The organism is Pseudomonas neuropathica (assembly GCF_051174785.1).
Taxonomy (GTDB): Bacteria; Pseudomonadota; Gammaproteobacteria; order Pseudomonadales; family Pseudomonadaceae; genus Aquipseudomonas; species Aquipseudomonas neuropathica_A.
On sequence record NZ_CP195111.1, the window covers coordinates 2863463 to 2881460 of the forward strand.

Below are 17998 nucleotides of genomic sequence, written 5' to 3' on the forward strand. Positions count from 1 at the left end.
GCCAACCACCAATGCACTTGCGAGGACACTATGGCCCGTTTCGAACTGCAAAAACTTTACATCGATGGCGCGTACTCCGACGCCGGCAGCGATGCCACCTTCGAAGCCATCAACCCAGCTAACGGTGAAGTCCTCGCACTGGTGCAACGTGCGACCAAGGAAGACGTCGAGCGCGCCGTGGTCAGCGCTGAAAAGGGCCAGAAAATCTGGGCCGCGATGACCGCCATGGAGCGTTCGCGCATCCTGCGTCGCGCCGTCGACATCCTGCGCGAGCGCAACGATGAACTGGCCGCGCTGGAAACCCTGGACACCGGCAAATCCTTCTCCGAAACCAAGTACGTCGACATCGTTACCGGCGCTGACGTGCTGGAATACTACGCAGGCCTGGTGCCGGCGATCGAAGGCGAGCAGATTCCACTGCGCGACACTTCGTTCGTCTACACCCGTCGCGAGCCGCTGGGCGTAGTCGCCGGTATCGGCGCGTGGAACTACCCGATTCAGATCGCCCTGTGGAAATCCGCGCCAGCCCTGGCGGCCGGTAACGCGATGATCTTCAAGCCAAGCGAAGTCACTTCGCTGACCACCCTGAAACTGGCCGAGATCTACACCGAAGCCGGCGTACCGAATGGTGTGTTCAACGTGCTGACCGGCAGCGGCCGTGAAGTCGGCACCTGGCTGACCGAGCACCCGCGCATCGAAAAAATCTCCTTCACCGGCGGCACCGACACCGGCAAGAAGGTGATGGCCAGCGCTTCGGCTTCGTCGCTGAAAGACGTGACCATGGAACTGGGCGGCAAGTCTCCGCTGATCATCTGCGACGACGCCGATCTCGATCGCGCTGCCGATACCGCGATGATGGCCAACTTCTACAGCTCCGGTCAGGTCTGCACCAACGGCACTCGCGTGTTCGTTCCGGCGCACCTGAAAGCCGCTTTCGAAGCCAAGATCGTTGAGCGCGTTGCACGCATCCGCGTCGGCAACCCGGAAGACGAAAACACCAACTTCGGCCCGCTGGTCAGCTTCGCGCACATGGAAAGCGTGCTGGGCTACATCGCCAAGGGTAAAGAACAAGGCGCCCGCGTACTTTGCGGCGGCGACCGTCTGACCGACGGCGAATTCGCCAAAGGCGCGTTCGTGGCTCCAACCGTGTTCACCGATTGCACCGACGACATGACCATCGTCCGTGAAGAAATCTTTGGCCCGGTCATGGCGATCCTCTCCTACGAAACCGAAGAAGAAGTGATCCGCCGCGCCAACGACACCGACTTCGGCCTGGCCGCCGGTATCGTCACCAAAGACCTGAACCGCGCGCACCGCGTGATTCATCAACTGGAAGCCGGTATCTGCTGGATCAACGCCTGGGGCGAGTCCGACGCAAAAATGCCGGTCGGCGGTTACAAGCAGTCGGGCGTTGGCCGTGAGAACGGCATCAGCTCGCTGAACAACTTCACCCGCATCAAATCGGTACAGGTCGAGCTGGGCGATTACGTTTCGGTGTTCTAAGACCCGAGTCTTGTATTGCTCGTGAGGCCGTCTTCGCGAGCAGGCTCGCTCCTACAGGAGATCCCACTCCAATGTGGGAGCGAGCCTACTTGCGAATCGAGTGCAAAGCACTCGTCAGGCCCGACCTGACCACTATCAAAGAGGGTGCATTCAATGTCCCAAGAATTCGATTACATCATCATCGGTGCCGGCTCGGCCGGTAACACCCTGGCGACCCGTCTGACTGAAGACGCCGGCGTCACCGTTCTGCTGCTTGAAGCAGGCGGCCCGGACTACCGTTTCGACTTCCGCACGCAAATGCCGGCCGCGCTGGCGTTCCCGCTGCAAGGTCGTCGTTACAACTGGGCGTACGAAACCGATCCAGAGCCACACATGGACGGTCGCCGGATGGAATGCGGTCGCGGCAAAGGCCTCGGCGGCTCTTCGCTGATCAACGGCATGTGCTACATCCGTGGCAACGCGATGGACTACGACGGCTGGGCGAAACTGCCAGGCCTGGAAAACTGGTCGTACCTCGACTGCCTGCCGTACTTCCGCAAAGCAGAAACCCGCGACATCGGCCCGAACGACTATCACGGTGGCGAAGGCCCGGTCAGCGTGACCACACCGAAGGCTGGCAACAACCCGCTGTTCCACGCCATGGTTGAAGCTGGCGTACAAGCCGGTTACCCGCGCACCGAAGACTTGAACGGTTACCAGCAGGAAGGCTTCGGCCCGATGGACCGCACCGTCACGCCGAACGGCCGTCGTGCATCCACCGCCCGTGGCTACCTCGACACCGCCAAGAAGCGTTCGACCCTTACCATCGTCACCCACGCCCTGACCGACAAGATTCTGTTTGAAGGCAAGCGTGCGGTTGGCGTGCGTTACCTGGTCGGCGACGCCGAAGAGCGCGTTGAAGCCAAAGCCCGTAAAGAAGTGCTGCTGTGCTCCGGCGCCATCGCTTCGCCGCAGATTCTGCAGCGCTCCGGTGTCGGCCCCGCCGAACTGCTGAAGTCGCTCGACATCCCGGTCGTTCACGACCTGCCGGGCGTCGGTGAAAACCTCCAGGATCACCTTGAGCTATACCTGCAATACGCGTGCACTCAGCCAGTTTCGCTGTACCCGTCGCTGCTCTGGTACAACCAACCAGCCATCGGTGCCGAGTGGCTGTTCAACGGCACCGGCATCGGCGCCAGCAACCAGTTCGAAGCCGGCGGTTTCATCCGTTCGCGTCCGGAATTCGAATGGCCGAACATCCAGTACCACTTCCTGCCGGTAGCGATTAACTACAACGGCAGCAACGGTGTGAAAGAGCACGGCTTCCAGGCGCACATGGGCTCCATGCGTTCGCCAAGCCGTGGTCGCATCCAGGCCAAGTCGAAAGACCCGCGCCAGCACCCGAGCATTCTGTTCAACTACATGGCCACCGAGCAAGACTGGCAGGAGTTCCGCGACGGCATCCGCCTGACCCGTGAAATCATGCAGCAGCCGGCACTCGACGCCTTCCGTGGCCGCGAAATCAGCCCGGGCATCGAAGTGCAAACCGATGAGCAGCTGGACAAGTTCATCCGCGAGCACGCCGAAACCGCGTTCCACCCGTCCTGCTCGTGCAAGATGGGCACCGACGAGATGGCTGTAGTGGATGGCGAAGGTCGCGTGCACGGCATGCAGAGCCTGCGTGTGGTCGATGCCTCGATCATGCCGATCATCACCACCGGCAACCTGAACGCGCCGACGATCATGATCGCCGAGAAAATCGCCGACAAGATCCGTGGCCGCCAGCCACTGCCGCGCAGCACCGCGCCGTACTACGTCGCGGGCGATGCGCCGGTGAAGGGCAAGCCGATGCGTGATATCACCCCGGCTGCTCAGTAAGACGTAATACCGAGGCGCGGCCTTCGCGAGCAAGCTCGCTCCCACACTGGATCTGTGTCGTTCACAAATCAAATGTGGGAGCGAGCCTGCTCGCGAAGGGGCCCTCACATTCAACACAAATTTCCCCCGCTGCACGGTAAATCCCCCTACACCCCCTCTTCACTTGATCCTACCCCCACGCAGGCCTACTCTAGACCTCGCGCAACCGTTTCACCCCCTCCCCGCCGTTGCTCTACCGCTTCCCCCTGACAAGGAGGTTCCCGAATGTTCGATTTCCACCCCCAGCTCAAGCAGCGCTTCGCTGCCTTGCGCACGGGCGCTGAGTTTTTTTCCCTGCGATACGTACGCGAGTCCGGCCAGTACCTGTCGGTACGCAAGAACGTCGCCGAACCGCCGAGCCTGAGCCGCGACGAAGGCGCGATGCTCACCGTTCGCGTCAACGGCGTTGAAGCCTATGCCGCGACCAATGACCTGTCGCAACAAGGTCTGCAAGCCGCCCTCGAACGCGCCGAACAGCAAGCACGCCGGCTCAAGCCGCACGCCTTGCTCGACCTGCGTGATCAGCCGGTGTCCAGCGATCGCGCTGATTACTTTTCACCCAATCTCGAACAACCCTTCCCATCCCTGAGCGAATGCTTCGAGCTGCTCGGTGTGGAATCCGCCTCGGTGCCAAAGGATGAGCGCCTGGTGAATTGGCAGGTGAGCATTGGCATTACCCACGTCGAACAAATTTACCTGAGCAGCGCCGGGGCTGAATTGCGCCAGGCCCAGCGCTTCGTCTATCCAGGCCTCGACGTCACCGCTTACGACGGCAACGACAGCCAGACTCGCACCCTAGGTCGCGAAAACTTCGGCCAACAGGGCGGCGCTGACGTGATCAGCCGTTGCGGTTTGATCGGCGCCGGCCCGCAAGTTGCCGACCAGGCGCTGCAACTGCTGCTCGCGCCGAACACCCCGCAAGGCCCGCGCGATCTGCTGTTGATGCCGGACCAGATGATGCTGCAGATCCACGAATCCATCGGCCACCCGCTGGAACTCGACCGCATCCTCGGCGACGAGCGCAATTACGCCGGCACCAGTTTCGTCAAAGCCAGCGACTTCGGCAGCCTGCAATATGGCTCGAAGCTGCTCAACGTGACCTTCGATCCGGGTATTCCCGAAGAACTCGCCAGCTACGGTCATGACGATGACGGCAGCAAAGCGAGCAAACAATTCCTGATCCGCGATGGTCTGTTGCTGCGTCCGCTGGGCGGTGCGCTGTCGCAGTTCCGCGCCGGTCTCGATGGCGTTGCCAACAGCCGCGCCTGTGGCTGGAACCGGCCGCCGATCGACCGCATGGCCAACCTCAACATCGAGCCGGGTGATCAGCCGCTGAACAAGCTGATCGAAGGCATCGAGCACGGCATCCTGATGAGCACCAACCGTTCGTGGTCGATCGACGATGCGCGCAACAAATTCCAGTTCGGCTGTGAATGGGGCCAGTTGATCGAAAACGGTGAACTCAAAGGCGTGGTAAAAAATCCGAACTACCGGGCGATTTCCGCGCACTTCTGGAAAAGCCTGCGCGCCGTCGGCGACGCCAACACCGTCAAGGTGCTGGGCACACCGAACTGCGGCAAGGGCGAACCGAACCAGGTGATCCGCGTTGGCCACGCTTCGCCGGCCTGCGTATTCAGCAACGTTGATGTGTTTGGGGGAGACGCCTGATGAGCATTTCGAAGAGTCAGTCCGACGCCTTCAAGGTCATGGTCGAGTGGCTGCGCGACAGCGTGCGCGAGCCGGAACAGTTCACCCTCAGCTACGCCGCCGAATCTTCGGCGTTCGTGCGTTTCAATCACGCCAAGGTGCGGCAGGCCGGGCAAGTGCAGCAGGCCAATATCGTTCTGAAGTTGATTAACGATGGGCGTCACGCCGACCTGCAAGTCACTTTGTCCGGTGATCAGGAAGGCGATCTGCAACGCCTTGCCGAAGGTCTGCAACAACTGCGCGACACCCTGCCGCTGCTGCCGCAGGATCCGTACCTGCTGCTCAATCATAACGGCTGGCAGAGCCAGAACGTCCAGGAACATCCGCTGCCGGACACTGAACAGGTTGTCGATGAGATCTGTGCTGCCGCTGAAGGTCTGGACTTGGTTGGCTTCTATGCTGCCGGCCCGATCAGCCGTGGCTTCGCCAGTTCTTCAGGCGCATTTGGCTGGCATCAAGCCAACAGTTTCAACTTCGACTTCAGCCTGTTCCACGACAACGGCGAAGCGGTGAAAGCCAGCTACGCCGGGCATGACTGGAGCAGCGAAGGTTTCGCCAAGCGCTTCGGCCAGGCACGCGAGCAACTGGAATTTCTCGGCCGACCGCTGCGCACCTTGGCGCCCGGGCAATACCGCGCGTACCTGGCACCGGCAGCGCTGGAAGAAATCATGGGCATGCTGAGCTGGGGCGGTTTCTCGGCGCAGTCGATCGCCAGCAAGAGCAGCCCGCTGCAGAAGCTGTATGTCGGCGATCAGGCGTTCAGCCCGCTGGTATCGCTGGACGAGAAAGTCAGCGAATCGTTGAGCCCGGCGTTTTCCGGTGAAGGTTATCCACGCAGCGATCTGCGCCTGATCGTCGAAGGCAAGGCGGGGGATCAACTGGTCGGCTCGCGCAGCGCTGCCGAATACGGTTTGACCGCCAACGGCGCCGGTGGCGGTGAAATGCCAAGTGCGTTGAACATGGCGGCGGGTGATCTGGCGCAAGCAGAGATCCTCAAGCAGTTGGGCACCGGGCTGTACATCAGCAACCTGTGGTACCTGAACTACTCGGATCAACCGGCCGCACGCATGACCGGCATGACCCGTTTTGCGACCTTCTGGGTCGAGAACGGCGAGATCCAGGCGCCGGTCAGCACCATGCGCTTCGACGATAGCGCTTACAGCCTGCTCGGTTCGCAGCTCGAAGCTCTGACCGCCGAGCGCGAGTTGCTGCTGTCGGCGAGTACGTACAGCCAGCGCAATACCTCGTCGGCGTTGCTGCCGGGTGCGCTGGTCAGCCGTTTGACTCTGACCCTGTAAACGGAAAACCTGTGGGAGCGAGCCTGCTCGCGAAAGCGGTAGATCAATCGACATCAATGTTGAATGAAATGGCCTCTTCGCGAGCAGGCTCGCTCCCACACTGACCGCGCTCGACAATAGATATGCATTAACTCCAACGACAAGAGGTTCCATGCCCAACCGCCCGCCTCTCGACGCCATCACCGCCCGCTGGTTGCCGTGGGTCGTCGCCATCGCTTTCTTCATGCAGTCCCTCGACGGGACCATCCTCAACACCGCCCTGCCGGCCATGGCTCGCGATCTGGCCGAAGATCCGTTGCGCATGCAGGGCGTGATCATCGCCTACATGCTCACCGTGGCCTTGCTGATTCCGGCTTCGGGCTGGATCGCCGACCGCTTCGGCACCAAGAAAATCTTCTTCGGCGCGATTCTGCTGTTCAGTTTCGGCTCACTGCTCTGCGCGCTGTCGAGCAGCCTGAGCATGCTGATTGGCGCTCGGGTGATTCAGGGCTTGGGCGGTGCGCTGATGCTGCCGGTCGGGAGGCTAGTGGTACTGCGCGCTTATCCACGATCCGAGCTGGTGCGGATCATGGGTTTCATCACCATCCCCGGCCTCCTCGGCCCGTTGATCGGCCCGACCATGGGCGGCTGGATGGTCGAATACCTGACGTGGCACTGGATCTTCCTGATCAACCTGCCGGTCGGCGTCATCGGTTGCTACGCGGTGTGGAAGTTCATTCCCGACCTGCGCGGCACCGAACGCACACGTTTCGATAGCCTTGGCTTCCTGCTGTTCGGCGCGGCGATGATCCTGATCACCATCGCCATGGAAGGCCTTGGCGAATTGCATCTGCCGCACCTGCGCGTGATGTTGCTGTTGTTCGGCGGCATGGCCTGTCTGGCGGCGTACTGGTTGCGCGCCGGGCACATCGAAAACCCGCTGTTCGCACCGTCGCTGTTCAAGACCCGCACCTTTGCCGTTGGCATTCTCGGCAACCTGTTCGCGCGTCTGGGCAGCGGTGCGTTGCCGTTTCTGGTGCCATTGCTGCTGCAAGTGGCGCTGGGTTATTCACCGTCGCAAGCGGGGATGAGCATGCTGCCGCTGGCGGCGGCGGCGATGTTTGCCAAATGGATGGCGCGACCGCTGATCGAACGCTTCGGCTATCGCATCGTGCTGACTGGTAACACCTTGGCGCTGGGGATCATGCTGGCGAGCATGGGTCTGGTCAGCGAGCAAACGCCGTACTGGCTGTTGTTGTGCCTGCTGGCGATTCTCGGCGCGATCAACTCGCTGCAATTTACCGCGATGAACACCGTGACCCTGATCGATCTGGATGACGCCAGCGCCAGCAGCGGTAACAGCTTGCTCTCGGTGGTGGCGCAGTTGTCGCTGAGTCTTGGGGTGGCGTGCGCCGGTGCGTTGCTCGGTGGATTTACGGCAGAGATCGGTAATGATGGCGTGGAAACCGTGCTCGGCGCCTTCCAGCTGACCTTCGTCACCGTCGGCATCATGGCGATGCTCGCCGCGACGATCTTCTCGCAACTGTCGAAAGAAGACGGCCGGCGCGCCAAACGTCCGGAAGAACACATCGAACATTAACCGCTGTTCGTCCAGAACTTTCGAAGAAAGTGGCACGGGGCTGCTACACTGCGCGACATTTTGTTTTGCAGGCCAGTCCCGTGACCACCATCGCCACCGCTTTTAATACTCTGCCGCTGTCCGCCGCCATGCTGGCTAACCTCGAATCCCTCGGTTATGCCCAGATGACGCCGATCCAGGCGCAGAGCTTGCCGGTGATCCTCAAGGGGATGGACCTGATCGCCCAGGCCAAGACCGGCAGCGGCAAGACCGCCGCGTTCGGCATCGGCCTGCTCAACCCGATCAACCCGCGCTATTTCGGTTGCCAGGCGCTGGTGATCTGCCCGACGCGCGAGCTGGCCGACCAGGTTGCCAAGGAAATCCGTCGTCTGGCCCGTGCCGAAGACAACATCAAGGTCCTGACCCTGTGTGGCGGCGTGTCGTTCGGCCCGCAAATCGCTTCGCTGGAGCACGGCGCGCACATCATCGTCGGCACCCCGGGGCGCATTCAGCAGCACCTGCGCAAGGGTTCGCTGGTCCTCGATGGCCTGAATACGCTGATCCTCGACGAAGCCGACCGCATGCTCGACATGGGCTTCTACGACGCCATCGAAGACATCATCGTCAAGACCCCGGAGCGTCGTCAGACCCTGTTGTTCTCCGCGACGTACCCGGTGGGCATCAAACAACTGGCCTCGAAATTCATGCGTGATCCGCAAACGGTGAAAGCCGAAGCGTTCCACGATGACACGCAGATCGAACAGCGTTTCTACGAGATTTCCCCGGAAGACCGCATGAGCGCAGTGACCAAAGTACTGCACCACTTCCGCCCGGCGTCCTGCGTGGCGTTCTGCTTCACCAAGCAGCAAGTGCAGGAAACCGTTGATCACCTGACCGCCAAAGGCATTTCCGCCGTCGGCCTGCACGGCGATCTGGAACAGCGTGATCGCGATCAGGTGCTGGCGATGTTCGCCAACCGCAGTACTTCTGTACTGGTCGCCACCGACGTCGCCGCCCGTGGTCTGGACATCGATGCGCTGGACATGGTGATCAACGTCGAACTGGCCCGCGATTCGGAAATCCACATTCACCGCGTCGGCCGTACCGGTCGCGCTGGCGAGAAAGGCATCGCGATCAGCCTGGTCGCACCGGGTGAAGCGCATCGCGCGCAAGCCATCGAGCAACTGCAGAAATCGCCGTTGAACTGGGATCAGGTCGATAACCTGAAATCCCAAGGCCTCGCGCCGCTGCAGCCGCCGATGACCACGCTGTGCATCGGTGCCGGCCGTAAAGACAAAGTGCGTCCGGGTGACATTCTCGGTGCACTGACTGGCGACGCCGGTATTCCGGGTGCGCAGGTGGGCAAGATCGCGATCTTCGACTTCCAGGCTTACGTGGCCGTGGACCGCACCGTGGCCATGCAGGCCTTGCAGCGTCTGAACGACGGCAAGATCAAGGGCCGTTCGCTGCGCGTACGCATTCTGTAAGGACTGCGTCCCCCCCTGTGGGAGCGAGCCTGCTCGCGAAGGCAATCTGTCAGCCAACATCAATGTTGAATGGCATACCGCTTTCGCGAGCAGGCTCGCTCCCACATTAGGTTCCGGTGATTTTGAAATTTGTGTGAGGACACCGTTTTGCGCTCTACCGAAGTCGTGATCATTGGCGCTGGCGCCGCTGGGTTGATGTGTGCACTGACCGCCGCCGGGCGTGGGCGTCAGGTTTTGCTGCTTGACCACGCGAACAAGGCCGGCAAGAAAATCCTGATGTCGGGCGGTGGCCGCTGCAACTTCACCAACATGTACACCGAGCCAAGCAATTTCCTTTCGCAGAATCCGCACTTCTGCAAATCCGCACTGGCGCGCTACACCCAGTGGGATTTCATCGGCATGGTCGGCAAACACGCCGTGCCGTACCACGAGAAGAAACTCGGCCAGCTGTTCTGCGATAACAAGTCCAGCGACATCCTCGGCATGCTCCTCGACGAGTGCGATCAGGTCGGCGTCGAGCTGCATCTCGACACCTCGATCCAGACCATCGAGAAGGTCGAAAGCGGTTACTTGCTCGACACCACCCTCGGCCAGATCCAGTGCCAGTCGCTGGTAATCGCCACCGGCGGTCTGTCGATCCCGACGCTGGGCGCTACCGGGTTCGGTTATCAAGTGGCCAAACAGTTCGGCCATGAGTTGCTGCCGACCCGCGCCGGTCTGGTGCCATTCACCATCACCGATCAGCTCAAGGATTTGTGTACCGAGCTGTCCGGCACTTCGGTGGATTGTCTGGTCAGCTGCAACGATCAGAGCTTTCGCGAGAACATCCTCTTCACTCACCGCGGCCTCAGCGGCCCGGCGATTTTGCAGATTTCCTCGTTCTGGGAATCCGGCGACACGGTGGAGATCAACCTGCTGCCGGATCACGACGCGGCGAGCTGGCTGCAGCAGCAAGTGGCCGAGCGTCCGAACAGTGAACTGAAAACCCTGCTCGGTGAGATCTTCACCAAGAAGATGGCCAATCTGCTGGCGGACAACTGGTTTGTGTCCAAGCCGATGAAGCAATACACCCACGCGGAACTGGCGGAAATCGCCGAGAAGCTCGGCAGCTGGAAAGTCGTGCCGGCGGGGACTGAGGGGTATCGCACCGCCGAAGTGACCCTCGGCGGCGTTGATACCCGCGAAGTGTCGTCGAAAACCATGGAATCGCTGAAAAGCCCGGGCCTGTACTTCATCGGCGAAGTGCTCGACGTCACTGGCCACCTGGGCGGCTTCAACTTCCAGTGGGCCTGGGCCTCCGGCTACGCCGCCGCCCAGTACGCCTGATCAATACACAAAACCCTGTGGGAGCGAGCTTGCTCGCGAAAGCGGTCTTTCAGTCAACATTGTGGTGACTGATACATCGCATTCGCGAGCAAGCTCGCTCCCACAGTGGTTTGTGGTGTAAGTAAAAGGAACACTTTTTGCTGTCAGATGTGATCGGCGCCATTGCGTCGGCGTCATTACTGGCTCAATTTAGCGGCATCGCCTCGGAAGGCCTTCGCACTTCATGTCCTCGACCTCGTTTCGTCAGTCTTTGCGGCGCCTGTGGGCGCTGGATAAATTCAGCTACAGCGTGCGGGTGTTCATCGCCCTGACCGGCAGCATGGCGCTGTGTTGGTATCAGGATGAAATGGGCCTGCTGATCCCGTTGTTCCTGGGGATTATCGCCAGCGCCCTGGCCGAAACCGACGACAGTTGGCAGGGCCGCCTCAACGCCCTCGCCGTGACGCTGGTGTGTTTCAGCATCGCCGCGCTTTCGGTGGAATTGCTCTTCCCCTACCCGATCGTCTTTGCCATTGCATTGGCGCTGGCCAGTTTTGGCCTGACCATGCTCGGGGCGCTCGGCGAGCGTTATGGCGCGATTGCCTCGGCGACGTTGATTTTGTCGGTGTACACGATGATCGGCGTCGATCAACGCGGTGGCGCGGTCACCGATTTCTGGCATGAACCGATGCTGCTGGTGGCCGGTGCAGCGTGGTACGGCTTGCTCTCGGTGGTGTGGCAGGCGCTGTTCTCCAACCAGCCGGTGCAGCAGAGTCTGGCGCGGTTATTCCGCGAACTGGGTTTTTACCTGAAGCTGAAATCATCGCTGTTCGAGCCGATCCGGCAGATGGACGTCGAGGCCCGACGCTTGGAACTGGCCCAGCAAAACGGTCGTGTGGTGGCGGCGCTGAACAGTGCCAAGGAAATCATCCTGCACCGCGTCGGCAATGGCCGCCCCGGATCGAAAGTCAGCCGCTACCTGAAGCTGTATTTCCTCGCTCAGGACATCCACGAACGCGCCAGCTCCTCGCACTATCCGTATAACGCGCTGGCCGAAGCGTTCTTCCACAGTGACGTGCTGTTCCGCTGCCAGCGTCTGCTGCGCCAGCAAGGCAAGGCCTGCCGTGCGCTGGCCGAGTCGATCCAGATGCGCCAGCCGTTCATCTACGACGCGAGTTTCGCCGAAGCCCTGAGCGACCTCGACGCGTCCCTTGAACACCTGCGCATCCAGAGCAACCCGGCGTGGCGCGGACTCTTGCGTTCGCTGCGCGCACTGGCGGCCAACCTCGGCACCCTCGACCGTTTGCTCAGTGACGCGAGCAATCCCGATGCTTTGGCCGATGCGACCGACAGCAGCCTGCTCGACCGTTCGCCGCGCAATCTCAAGGACGTCTGGATTCGTCTGCGCACGCAACTGACGCCGACCTCTCTACTGTTCCGCCATGCCCTGCGCCTGCCATTGGCGCTGAGTATCGGCTACGGCATGGTGCACTTGATTCACCCGTCGCAGGGTTACTGGATCATCCTTACCACGCTGTTCGTCTGCCAGCCGAACTACGGCGCGACCCGGCGCAAGCTCGGTCAGCGGATTTTCGGCACCGCCATCGGCCTGACGGTGGCCTGGGCGCTGTTCGATCTGTTCCCGAGCCCGTTGGTGCAGTCGTGTTTTGCGATCGCCGCCGGCGTGGTGTTCTTTACCAACCGCACCACCCGCTACACCCTGGCGACGGCGGCGATCACCATCATGGTGCTGTTCTGCTTCAACCAGGTCGGTGACGGTTACGGGCTGTTCCTGCCACGGTTGTTCGATACCTTGCTGGGCAGCCTGATTGCCGGCCTGACGGTGTTCCTGTTCCTGCCGGACTGGCAGGGCCGACGCCTGAACAAAGTGCTGGCCAACACCCTGACCTGCAACAGCATCTACCTGCGCCAGATCATGCAGCAATACGCCGCCGGCAAGAGTGACGACCTCGCCTATCGTCTGGCCCGACGCAACGCGCACAACGCCGATGCCGCGCTGTCGACGACACTGGCAAACATGCTCATGGAGCCGGGGCATTTCCGTAAGGAAGCGGATGTCGGCTTCCGCTTTCTGGTGCTGTCGCACACGCTGTTGAGTTATCTGTCAGGGCTGGGCGCACATCGCGAGACGCAGTTGCCGGCAGATGTTCGCGAGCATTTGATTGATGGCGCCGGGGTGAAACTGGCGACGAGTATTGATGAAATCGCCCAAGGGCTGGCGAACAAGCAGCCGGTGGCGATTCAGAGTGACGAGGAAGAAGCGCTGGCCAATGAGCTGGAACAGATGCCTGACGAGATTGATGAAGGGCAGCGGCTGGTGCAGACGCAACTGGCATTGATCTGCCGACAGTTGGGGCCGTTGCGGACGTTGGCGGCGCATCTGATCAAGGACACCAGCGAGGTTGGCGCTGGCTGACAGGAGGTCTTCGCGAGCAGGCTCGCTCCCATACTGGATTTATGCACGACACAGACCCCATTTGGGAGCGAGCCTGCTCGCGAAGAGGCCATCAGACACCCAGCAAATTCAGGATCAGAACTCACATCCCATGCTGCCTAAGCAACTTGTCATAACTCCCATCCGCCTTCATCGCCGCAATCGCCTTGTCAAACCCGGCAACAATCTGCTCATGCTGCGGATTCTTCAGGCTCACCAGAATGTGCAGGCTGTTCTCACTCAACGGCTTGGGCAAAAACTCCACCGAATTGCGCACCTTGGCGGATTCCCGCGCCAGGTAATACTTGGCCACGTACTCATCCTCCAGCGTCAGCTTGACCCGATCTGCCGCCAGCATTCGCACGGCCATGGCGAAGTTATGCACAGGGACTTTCTGCAACGCCGTGTCGGCATCGAACGGCGCCGAATAGGCGTAACCGCGCACCACAGCGATCGGATAGGTGTGCAGTTGCTGCAGATTTGAATACTCGAGTGGCGTGTCTTTGCGCTTGAGAAAGCGGATGCGATTGAGCAGGTATTCCCCGGAAAACTGACCGAGCTTGGTCCGTTCGTCGTTATACCAAGCGTTGACCAATACGTCGTAACGGCCTTCGCCGACGCCAAGCAGCGCCCGCGCCCACGGCACCTGCTCATAACCGCTGGCATAACCGGCCCGGGCCAGCGCGGTGCTGACGATGTCGGTGGCCAGTCCGCCGTTGACCAGCGTGTCGTCGGTAAAGGGTGGCCAGATATCAAACACCAGCCGCAGTTTCTCCGCTGCAGCGGTCTGAGCCAGCAAGAGCAATCCGATCAAAGCAAAGGCTCGATGCAAACGCGGCATGCTTGAAAATCCTTAGCGGGCAAGTTGCCCGGCATGTTTTCAGCCAAAACCCCAAGGCCCCTTACCGGCAAAACCCAGGCCCTAACATTAGCTCATTGCAGCCAGTGCACAGGGCTCTCCAGCAGATTACACAAAGTCGGCAAGGCTGCGAGAAAGGAATGATGGCATTTTGACCTTTGTCACAGACTCTTACGCCATAAAGACATCTTTGCCGCAGGCGCTTAGTATCGGGCGACACGTTCAAGGAATCGGCAAATGACAATCGAATGGGTCTGCAAACATCACAGTGATCTGGGCAAGGAACAGCTGTACGCGCTGTTGAAGCTGCGCTCGGACGTGTTCGTGGTCGAACAGAAATGCGCCTATCCGGACCTCGACGGTCAGGATCTGGAAGGTGATACCTATCACCTGATGGGTTGGGAAGATGACCAGTTGATGGCTTACTTGCGCCTGCTGGATCCGGAATCCCAGGGCGGCGACGTGGTGATCGGCCGGGTGATTACCGCACCGCAGGGTCGCGGCAAAGGGCTGGGCCACGAAATGATGGAACAGGCGTTGAAACAGGCCGAGAAGCATTGGCCGCAGGTGCCGATCTATCTGTCAGCGCAGGCGCATTTGCAGGGGTATTACGGCAAGTATGGGTTTGTGGTGGCGGGTGAGGAGTATCTGGAGGATGACATTCCACACATTGGCATGCGTCGCTCCTGAACAACCCTCACCCTAGCCCTCTCCCAGAGGGAGAGGTGACTGACCGAGTTGTCGTGCGTCGGACATCGACCTGCAAAACCGCGTCGATTATGGATTCACACCAACACTTCCAGGTCGGCGTACTTCTCCAATATCCCCCAATCGGCCCCCTCTCCCTCCGGGAGAGGGCTGGGGTGAGGGCATTTAGGGATACTCAAGCACTGCCTTGATCTGCCGCAAATTACGCTCGATCCACCCGCGATCTATCGCCCCCCACTCGCGAATCCGATAGCGCCCCGCATGGTTGCGCGCGCCCTCTTCCTGCTCGAACTCACAAACGATATCCAGATCCGCCAACGCGGCAATCGTGTCCTGCGCCGTGCGCCGGGGCATGCCGGTCACTTCGGTCAGCGTCGGCACACTCGGCGCCAGACCGCTGTCGATCAGGTACGCCACATACAAGCGGCGGTAGAAACTGCTTTTGGTCTTGCTGACGTCCATCCACACCTTCCTGGTTGCGTACTGTTAAGCCTGCATATCCCGCCACGTCAGGTAAACGCGCAGATCGAACTCGACCTGGTGATACCCCGGCAGCATGTGCTCACACAATTTGTAGAACGCCTTGTTGTGATCCGACTCTTTGAAATGCGCCAGTTCATGCACGACGATCATCTTCAGAAAGTCCGGCGCGGCGTCCTTGAACAACGAGGCGATACGAATCTCTTTCTTGGCCTTGAGCTTGCCGCCCTGCACCCGCGACACCGTGGTGTGCAGACCCAGTGCGCGGTGGGTCAGATCGAGGCGATTGTCGAACAGCACCTTATCGATGGCTGGCGCGTTGCGCAGGTATTCCTGTTTCAGGTCCAGCGCGTAGCTGTACAAGGCCTTGTCGCTCTGCACATCGTGGCGCCCCGAATAGCGTTGATTCAGATATTCGCTAAGTCGCCCTTCGGCGATCAGTTGGCGCACCTGGTCCTGCAATTGCGCGGGATAGGCCTGGAGGTACTTCAACACAGTCATGGAAGGGCGACACGGTTCGAAAAAGGTCCGCCAGTGTAGCGAATTCAACTGGGCAGCGCGCTCCAGTCAAACGGTTCGGCGAAGCTTGCGGCGTCCTCGGCGATCAATGGCCGCGCGACGAGGAAGCCCTGCACATATTCGCAGCCGTGAGCTTGCAGCCATTGGTATTGCTCGACGGTTTCCACCCCTTCGGCGATCACCAGCAAACCGTATTGCTTGCACAGACTGATGACTGTGCTGACCAGCGAGGCATCCCGTTTGGAGTCCGGCAATCGCGCGATGAGATGGCGATCAAGTTTTAGGGTATCGAGTTCCAGATCACGCAGATGCGCCAGCGAACACGGCCCGGAACCGAAGTCATCCAGCGCCACGCGCACACCGAGATTGCGCAGCAAACGCAACTGTTTGCGGGTTTCATCGGGGTTTTGCATCAACGCTTCTTCAGTGACTTCGACCTCCAGCTGCCGGGGTTGCAAGGAATGTCGCTCCATCACCTGACGCAACTCGGTGACCAAATTCGGCAGACTGAACTGGGTGTTGCTCAAACTCACGCCCAGCACCAGATCTTCGGCAAACAGGGTTTCCCAGGCTTTGCGCTGGCCGGCGCCGCGATGATAAATCCAGCTGCCGAGGCGACTGATCAACCGCGCCTCTTCCAGCAGCGGCAAGAACAACCCCGGCGGCACATCGCCAACGCTCGGGTGCTGCCAGCGCAACAACGCTTCAAAGCCACGGATCTGGCCGCTGTCGATGGCCACTTGCGGCTGATAGACCAGATTAAAATCGCGATTTTCGATGGCGGCACGCACGCTCTCCTCGAGCATCAACCGCGAGCGCGCCCGGCCATTCATTTCATGATCATAGAAACGATATTGTTGACGCCCGGCGCGCTTGGCTTCGTACATGGCGATGTCGGAGGCGCGCAGCAATCCGTCGAGGTTGGAGCCGCAATCCGGATAAGTGGCGATGCCGATACTGGCGCCGAGGGCGATGTCCAACCCTTCGATCTGCTGACAGATCGACACCCGCTCGATGAGCTTTTCGGCAATCTTTGCCGCTTGCTCGGGAAACTCCAGATCCAGCAGCGCGGTGAATTCATCGCCGCCCATGCGCGCGAGAATGTCGAACGGTCGCAGGCACGCCTTCAGTTGCTCGGAGACCCAGCGCAGCACGCGATCACCAGCATCGTGGCCTAGCGAATCGTTGACCCGTTTGAAGCCATCGAGATCCAGATACAGCAAGACCCAACTGCTATCACTGCGCTCGCCGCGCAGCAGCAGATTTTCAACGGTCTGGTAAAACCCACGACGGTTGAGCAAACCGGTCAGTGGATCGGTCACCGCTTGGAATTCGAGCTGCTGGTGCAAGTGACGCACCACCGACATGTCCAGCACGGTCACCACCATCGCGTGTTGCTCGGCGGGCAACGCCGCACAGGACAGGGCCACCGGCACCTGCTGGCCGGGTGCCGTACGCAGCAAGGCATCGTGCAGTCTCAGGGTTTCGCCGCGCTGATAGCCGGCATAAAACTCGGAATCGGCCCACACCGGAATGTGCGGCTTCTGTAGATAATCGAGAAATTCCTTACCTTCCAGCTCTTTCACCGGCGCATTCAACAAGCGTGAAATCGCCGGGTTGGCAAAGCGGATCAAACCGTCCTCGCCCACCACCAATATTCCCTCGGCAGCGTTATCCAGCACTGAAGCATTGAAGGCGCGCGCCACTTCCAGATCATGACTCAGACGCTGCAAGGCGCGGCGATTACGCTGGTGTTCCAGCAACGCCTGCACCTTGGGTTTGAGGATCTGCGGGTCGAACGGCTTGAACAGGTAATCCACCGCACCACTGGCATAGCCCTTGATCACGGCGTCCTGGGATTGCTCGTTGGCTGTCAGAAAGATAATCGGCGTCAGGCGCGTGCGTTGACTGCCACGCATCAGCCGCGCCACTTCAAAGCCGTCCATGCCCGGCATCTGCACGTCCAGCAGCACCAGGTCGACGTCATGGGAGAGCAGAATATTGAGCGCTTCGAAACCGGAGGCTGCGGTGAGGACGTGCCAATCCTGGCGCTGCAGCAACGCGCGCATGCTGATCAGATTTTCAGGGTAATCATCAACGATCAAAAGGACAGAGCTGCCTTCACCTGGCGGGGGTTGCGCGCATTCCATGCTGCTTCTCTTGTCGGGACTTTTGGTCGGTTGCCGGTAAAAACCGCACTCATACTGAGCCTTCACTCTAGTA

General features: G+C 60.4%; 13 protein-coding genes. 9 read left to right on the forward strand and 4 right to left on the reverse strand.

Annotated elements, in window-relative coordinates; translation table 11 throughout:
* Positions 1–30: 30 nt before the first annotated feature.
* The 8 genes from betB (at position 31) to yccS (ending at position 13191) form a co-directional block, all read left to right on the forward strand.
* Positions 31–1503 carry a betaine-aldehyde dehydrogenase gene (gene betB / locus ACRRSD_RS13020; protein WP_077574839.1) on the forward strand — a complete coding sequence of 491 codons (1473 nt, stop codon included), beginning with the start codon at positions 31–33 and terminating at the stop codon, positions 1501–1503.
* Positions 1504–1656: 153 nt separating this feature from the next.
* Positions 1657–3360: a choline dehydrogenase gene (gene betA / locus ACRRSD_RS13025; protein ID WP_435038289.1), complete on the forward strand. Its 1704-nt coding sequence runs from the start codon at positions 1657–1659 to the stop codon at positions 3358–3360.
* Positions 3361–3624: 264 nt separating this feature from the next.
* A complete protein-coding gene (locus ACRRSD_RS13030; RefSeq protein WP_435038290.1) occupies positions 3625–5067 on the forward strand; it encodes a TldD/PmbA family protein in 1443 nt (480 codons plus the stop codon).
* Entirely contained in the window at positions 5067–6404 is a 1338-nt protein-coding gene (locus ACRRSD_RS13035) for a TldD/PmbA family protein (protein ID WP_435038291.1), read from the forward strand. The genes ACRRSD_RS13030 and ACRRSD_RS13035 overlap by 1 nt, the downstream gene beginning before the upstream one ends.
* Before the next feature lie 151 nt (positions 6405–6555).
* The gene (gene mdtD, locus ACRRSD_RS13040) at positions 6556–7983 is read left to right on the forward strand and encodes a multidrug transporter subunit MdtD (protein WP_034153607.1); all 1428 of its coding nucleotides are present in this window, start codon (positions 6556–6558) and stop codon (positions 7981–7983) included.
* A gap of 128 nt (positions 7984–8111) precedes the next feature.
* Entirely contained in the window at positions 8112–9449 is a 1338-nt protein-coding gene (gene dbpA, locus ACRRSD_RS13045; protein WP_230669476.1) for an ATP-dependent RNA helicase DbpA, read from the forward strand.
* Between the two features lie 147 nt (positions 9450–9596).
* Positions 9597–10775 (forward strand): NAD(P)/FAD-dependent oxidoreductase, encoded by a 1179-nt coding sequence (locus ACRRSD_RS13050; protein ID WP_435038292.1) that lies wholly within the window; start codon positions 9597–9599, stop codon positions 10773–10775.
* A gap of 223 nt (positions 10776–10998) precedes the next feature.
* Positions 10999–13191 (forward strand): YccS family putative transporter, encoded by a 2193-nt coding sequence (gene yccS / locus ACRRSD_RS13055; RefSeq protein WP_422610281.1) that lies wholly within the window; start codon positions 10999–11001, stop codon positions 13189–13191.
* 121 nt (positions 13192–13312) lie between these two features.
* Here the strand turns inward: yccS and ACRRSD_RS13060 are convergent, their stop codons facing one another.
* Entirely contained in the window at positions 13313–14050 is a 738-nt protein-coding gene (locus ACRRSD_RS13060) for a substrate-binding periplasmic protein (RefSeq protein WP_435038293.1), read from the reverse strand.
* Between the two features lie 255 nt (positions 14051–14305).
* Here ACRRSD_RS13060 and ACRRSD_RS13065 point away from each other — a divergent pair, with 255 nt between their 5' ends.
* Positions 14306–14758 carry a GNAT family N-acetyltransferase gene (locus ACRRSD_RS13065; protein ID WP_099757392.1) on the forward strand — a complete coding sequence of 151 codons (453 nt, stop codon included), beginning with the start codon at positions 14306–14308 and terminating at the stop codon, positions 14756–14758.
* 183 nt (positions 14759–14941) lie between these two features.
* Here the strand turns inward: ACRRSD_RS13065 and ACRRSD_RS13070 are convergent, their stop codons facing one another.
* From ACRRSD_RS13070 to ACRRSD_RS13080, 3 genes are read right to left on the reverse strand one after another with little or no spacing between them, the layout of a single operon-like run.
* Positions 14942–15238: a winged helix-turn-helix domain-containing protein gene (locus ACRRSD_RS13070; protein ID WP_007913779.1), complete on the reverse strand. Its 297-nt coding sequence runs from the start codon at positions 15236–15238 to the stop codon at positions 14942–14944.
* Positions 15239–15262: 24 nt separating this feature from the next.
* Positions 15263–15757 carry a M48 metallopeptidase family protein gene (locus ACRRSD_RS13075; RefSeq protein ID WP_435038294.1) on the reverse strand — a complete coding sequence of 165 codons (495 nt, stop codon included), beginning with the start codon at positions 15755–15757 and terminating at the stop codon, positions 15263–15265.
* 44 nt (positions 15758–15801) lie between these two features.
* On the reverse strand, positions 15802–17925 hold the full coding sequence (locus tag ACRRSD_RS13080; protein ID WP_435038295.1) for a putative bifunctional diguanylate cyclase/phosphodiesterase: 2124 nt from the start codon (positions 17923–17925) through the stop codon (positions 15802–15804).
* Positions 17926–17998: the final 73 nt, after the last annotated feature.

Coding starts and splice junctions, on each gene's coding strand:
- ACRRSD_RS13080 (WP_435038295.1), bottom strand. CDS start 17,925: ATGGAATGCGCGCAACCCCCGCCAGGTGAAGGCAGCTCTGTCCTTTTG.
- yccS (WP_422610281.1), top strand. CDS start 10,999: ATGTCCTCGACCTCGTTTCGTCAGTCTTTGCGGCGCCTGTGGGCGCTG.
- ACRRSD_RS13070 (WP_007913779.1), bottom strand. CDS start 15,238: ATGGACGTCAGCAAGACCAAAAGCAGTTTCTACCGCCGCTTGTATGTG.
- ACRRSD_RS13030 (WP_435038290.1), top strand. CDS start 3,625: ATGTTCGATTTCCACCCCCAGCTCAAGCAGCGCTTCGCTGCCTTGCGC.
- ACRRSD_RS13075 (WP_435038294.1), bottom strand. CDS start 15,757: ATGACTGTGTTGAAGTACCTCCAGGCCTATCCCGCGCAATTGCAGGAC.
- ACRRSD_RS13060 (WP_435038293.1), bottom strand. CDS start 14,050: ATGCCGCGTTTGCATCGAGCCTTTGCTTTGATCGGATTGCTCTTGCTG.
- ACRRSD_RS13065 (WP_099757392.1), top strand. CDS start 14,306: ATGACAATCGAATGGGTCTGCAAACATCACAGTGATCTGGGCAAGGAA.
- mdtD (WP_034153607.1), top strand. CDS start 6,556: ATGCCCAACCGCCCGCCTCTCGACGCCATCACCGCCCGCTGGTTGCCG.
- betB (WP_077574839.1), top strand. CDS start 31: ATGGCCCGTTTCGAACTGCAAAAACTTTACATCGATGGCGCGTACTCC.
- dbpA (WP_230669476.1), top strand. CDS start 8,112: ATGCTGGCTAACCTCGAATCCCTCGGTTATGCCCAGATGACGCCGATC.
- ACRRSD_RS13035 (WP_435038291.1), top strand. CDS start 5,067: ATGAGCATTTCGAAGAGTCAGTCCGACGCCTTCAAGGTCATGGTCGAG.
- betA (WP_435038289.1), top strand. CDS start 1,657: ATGTCCCAAGAATTCGATTACATCATCATCGGTGCCGGCTCGGCCGGT.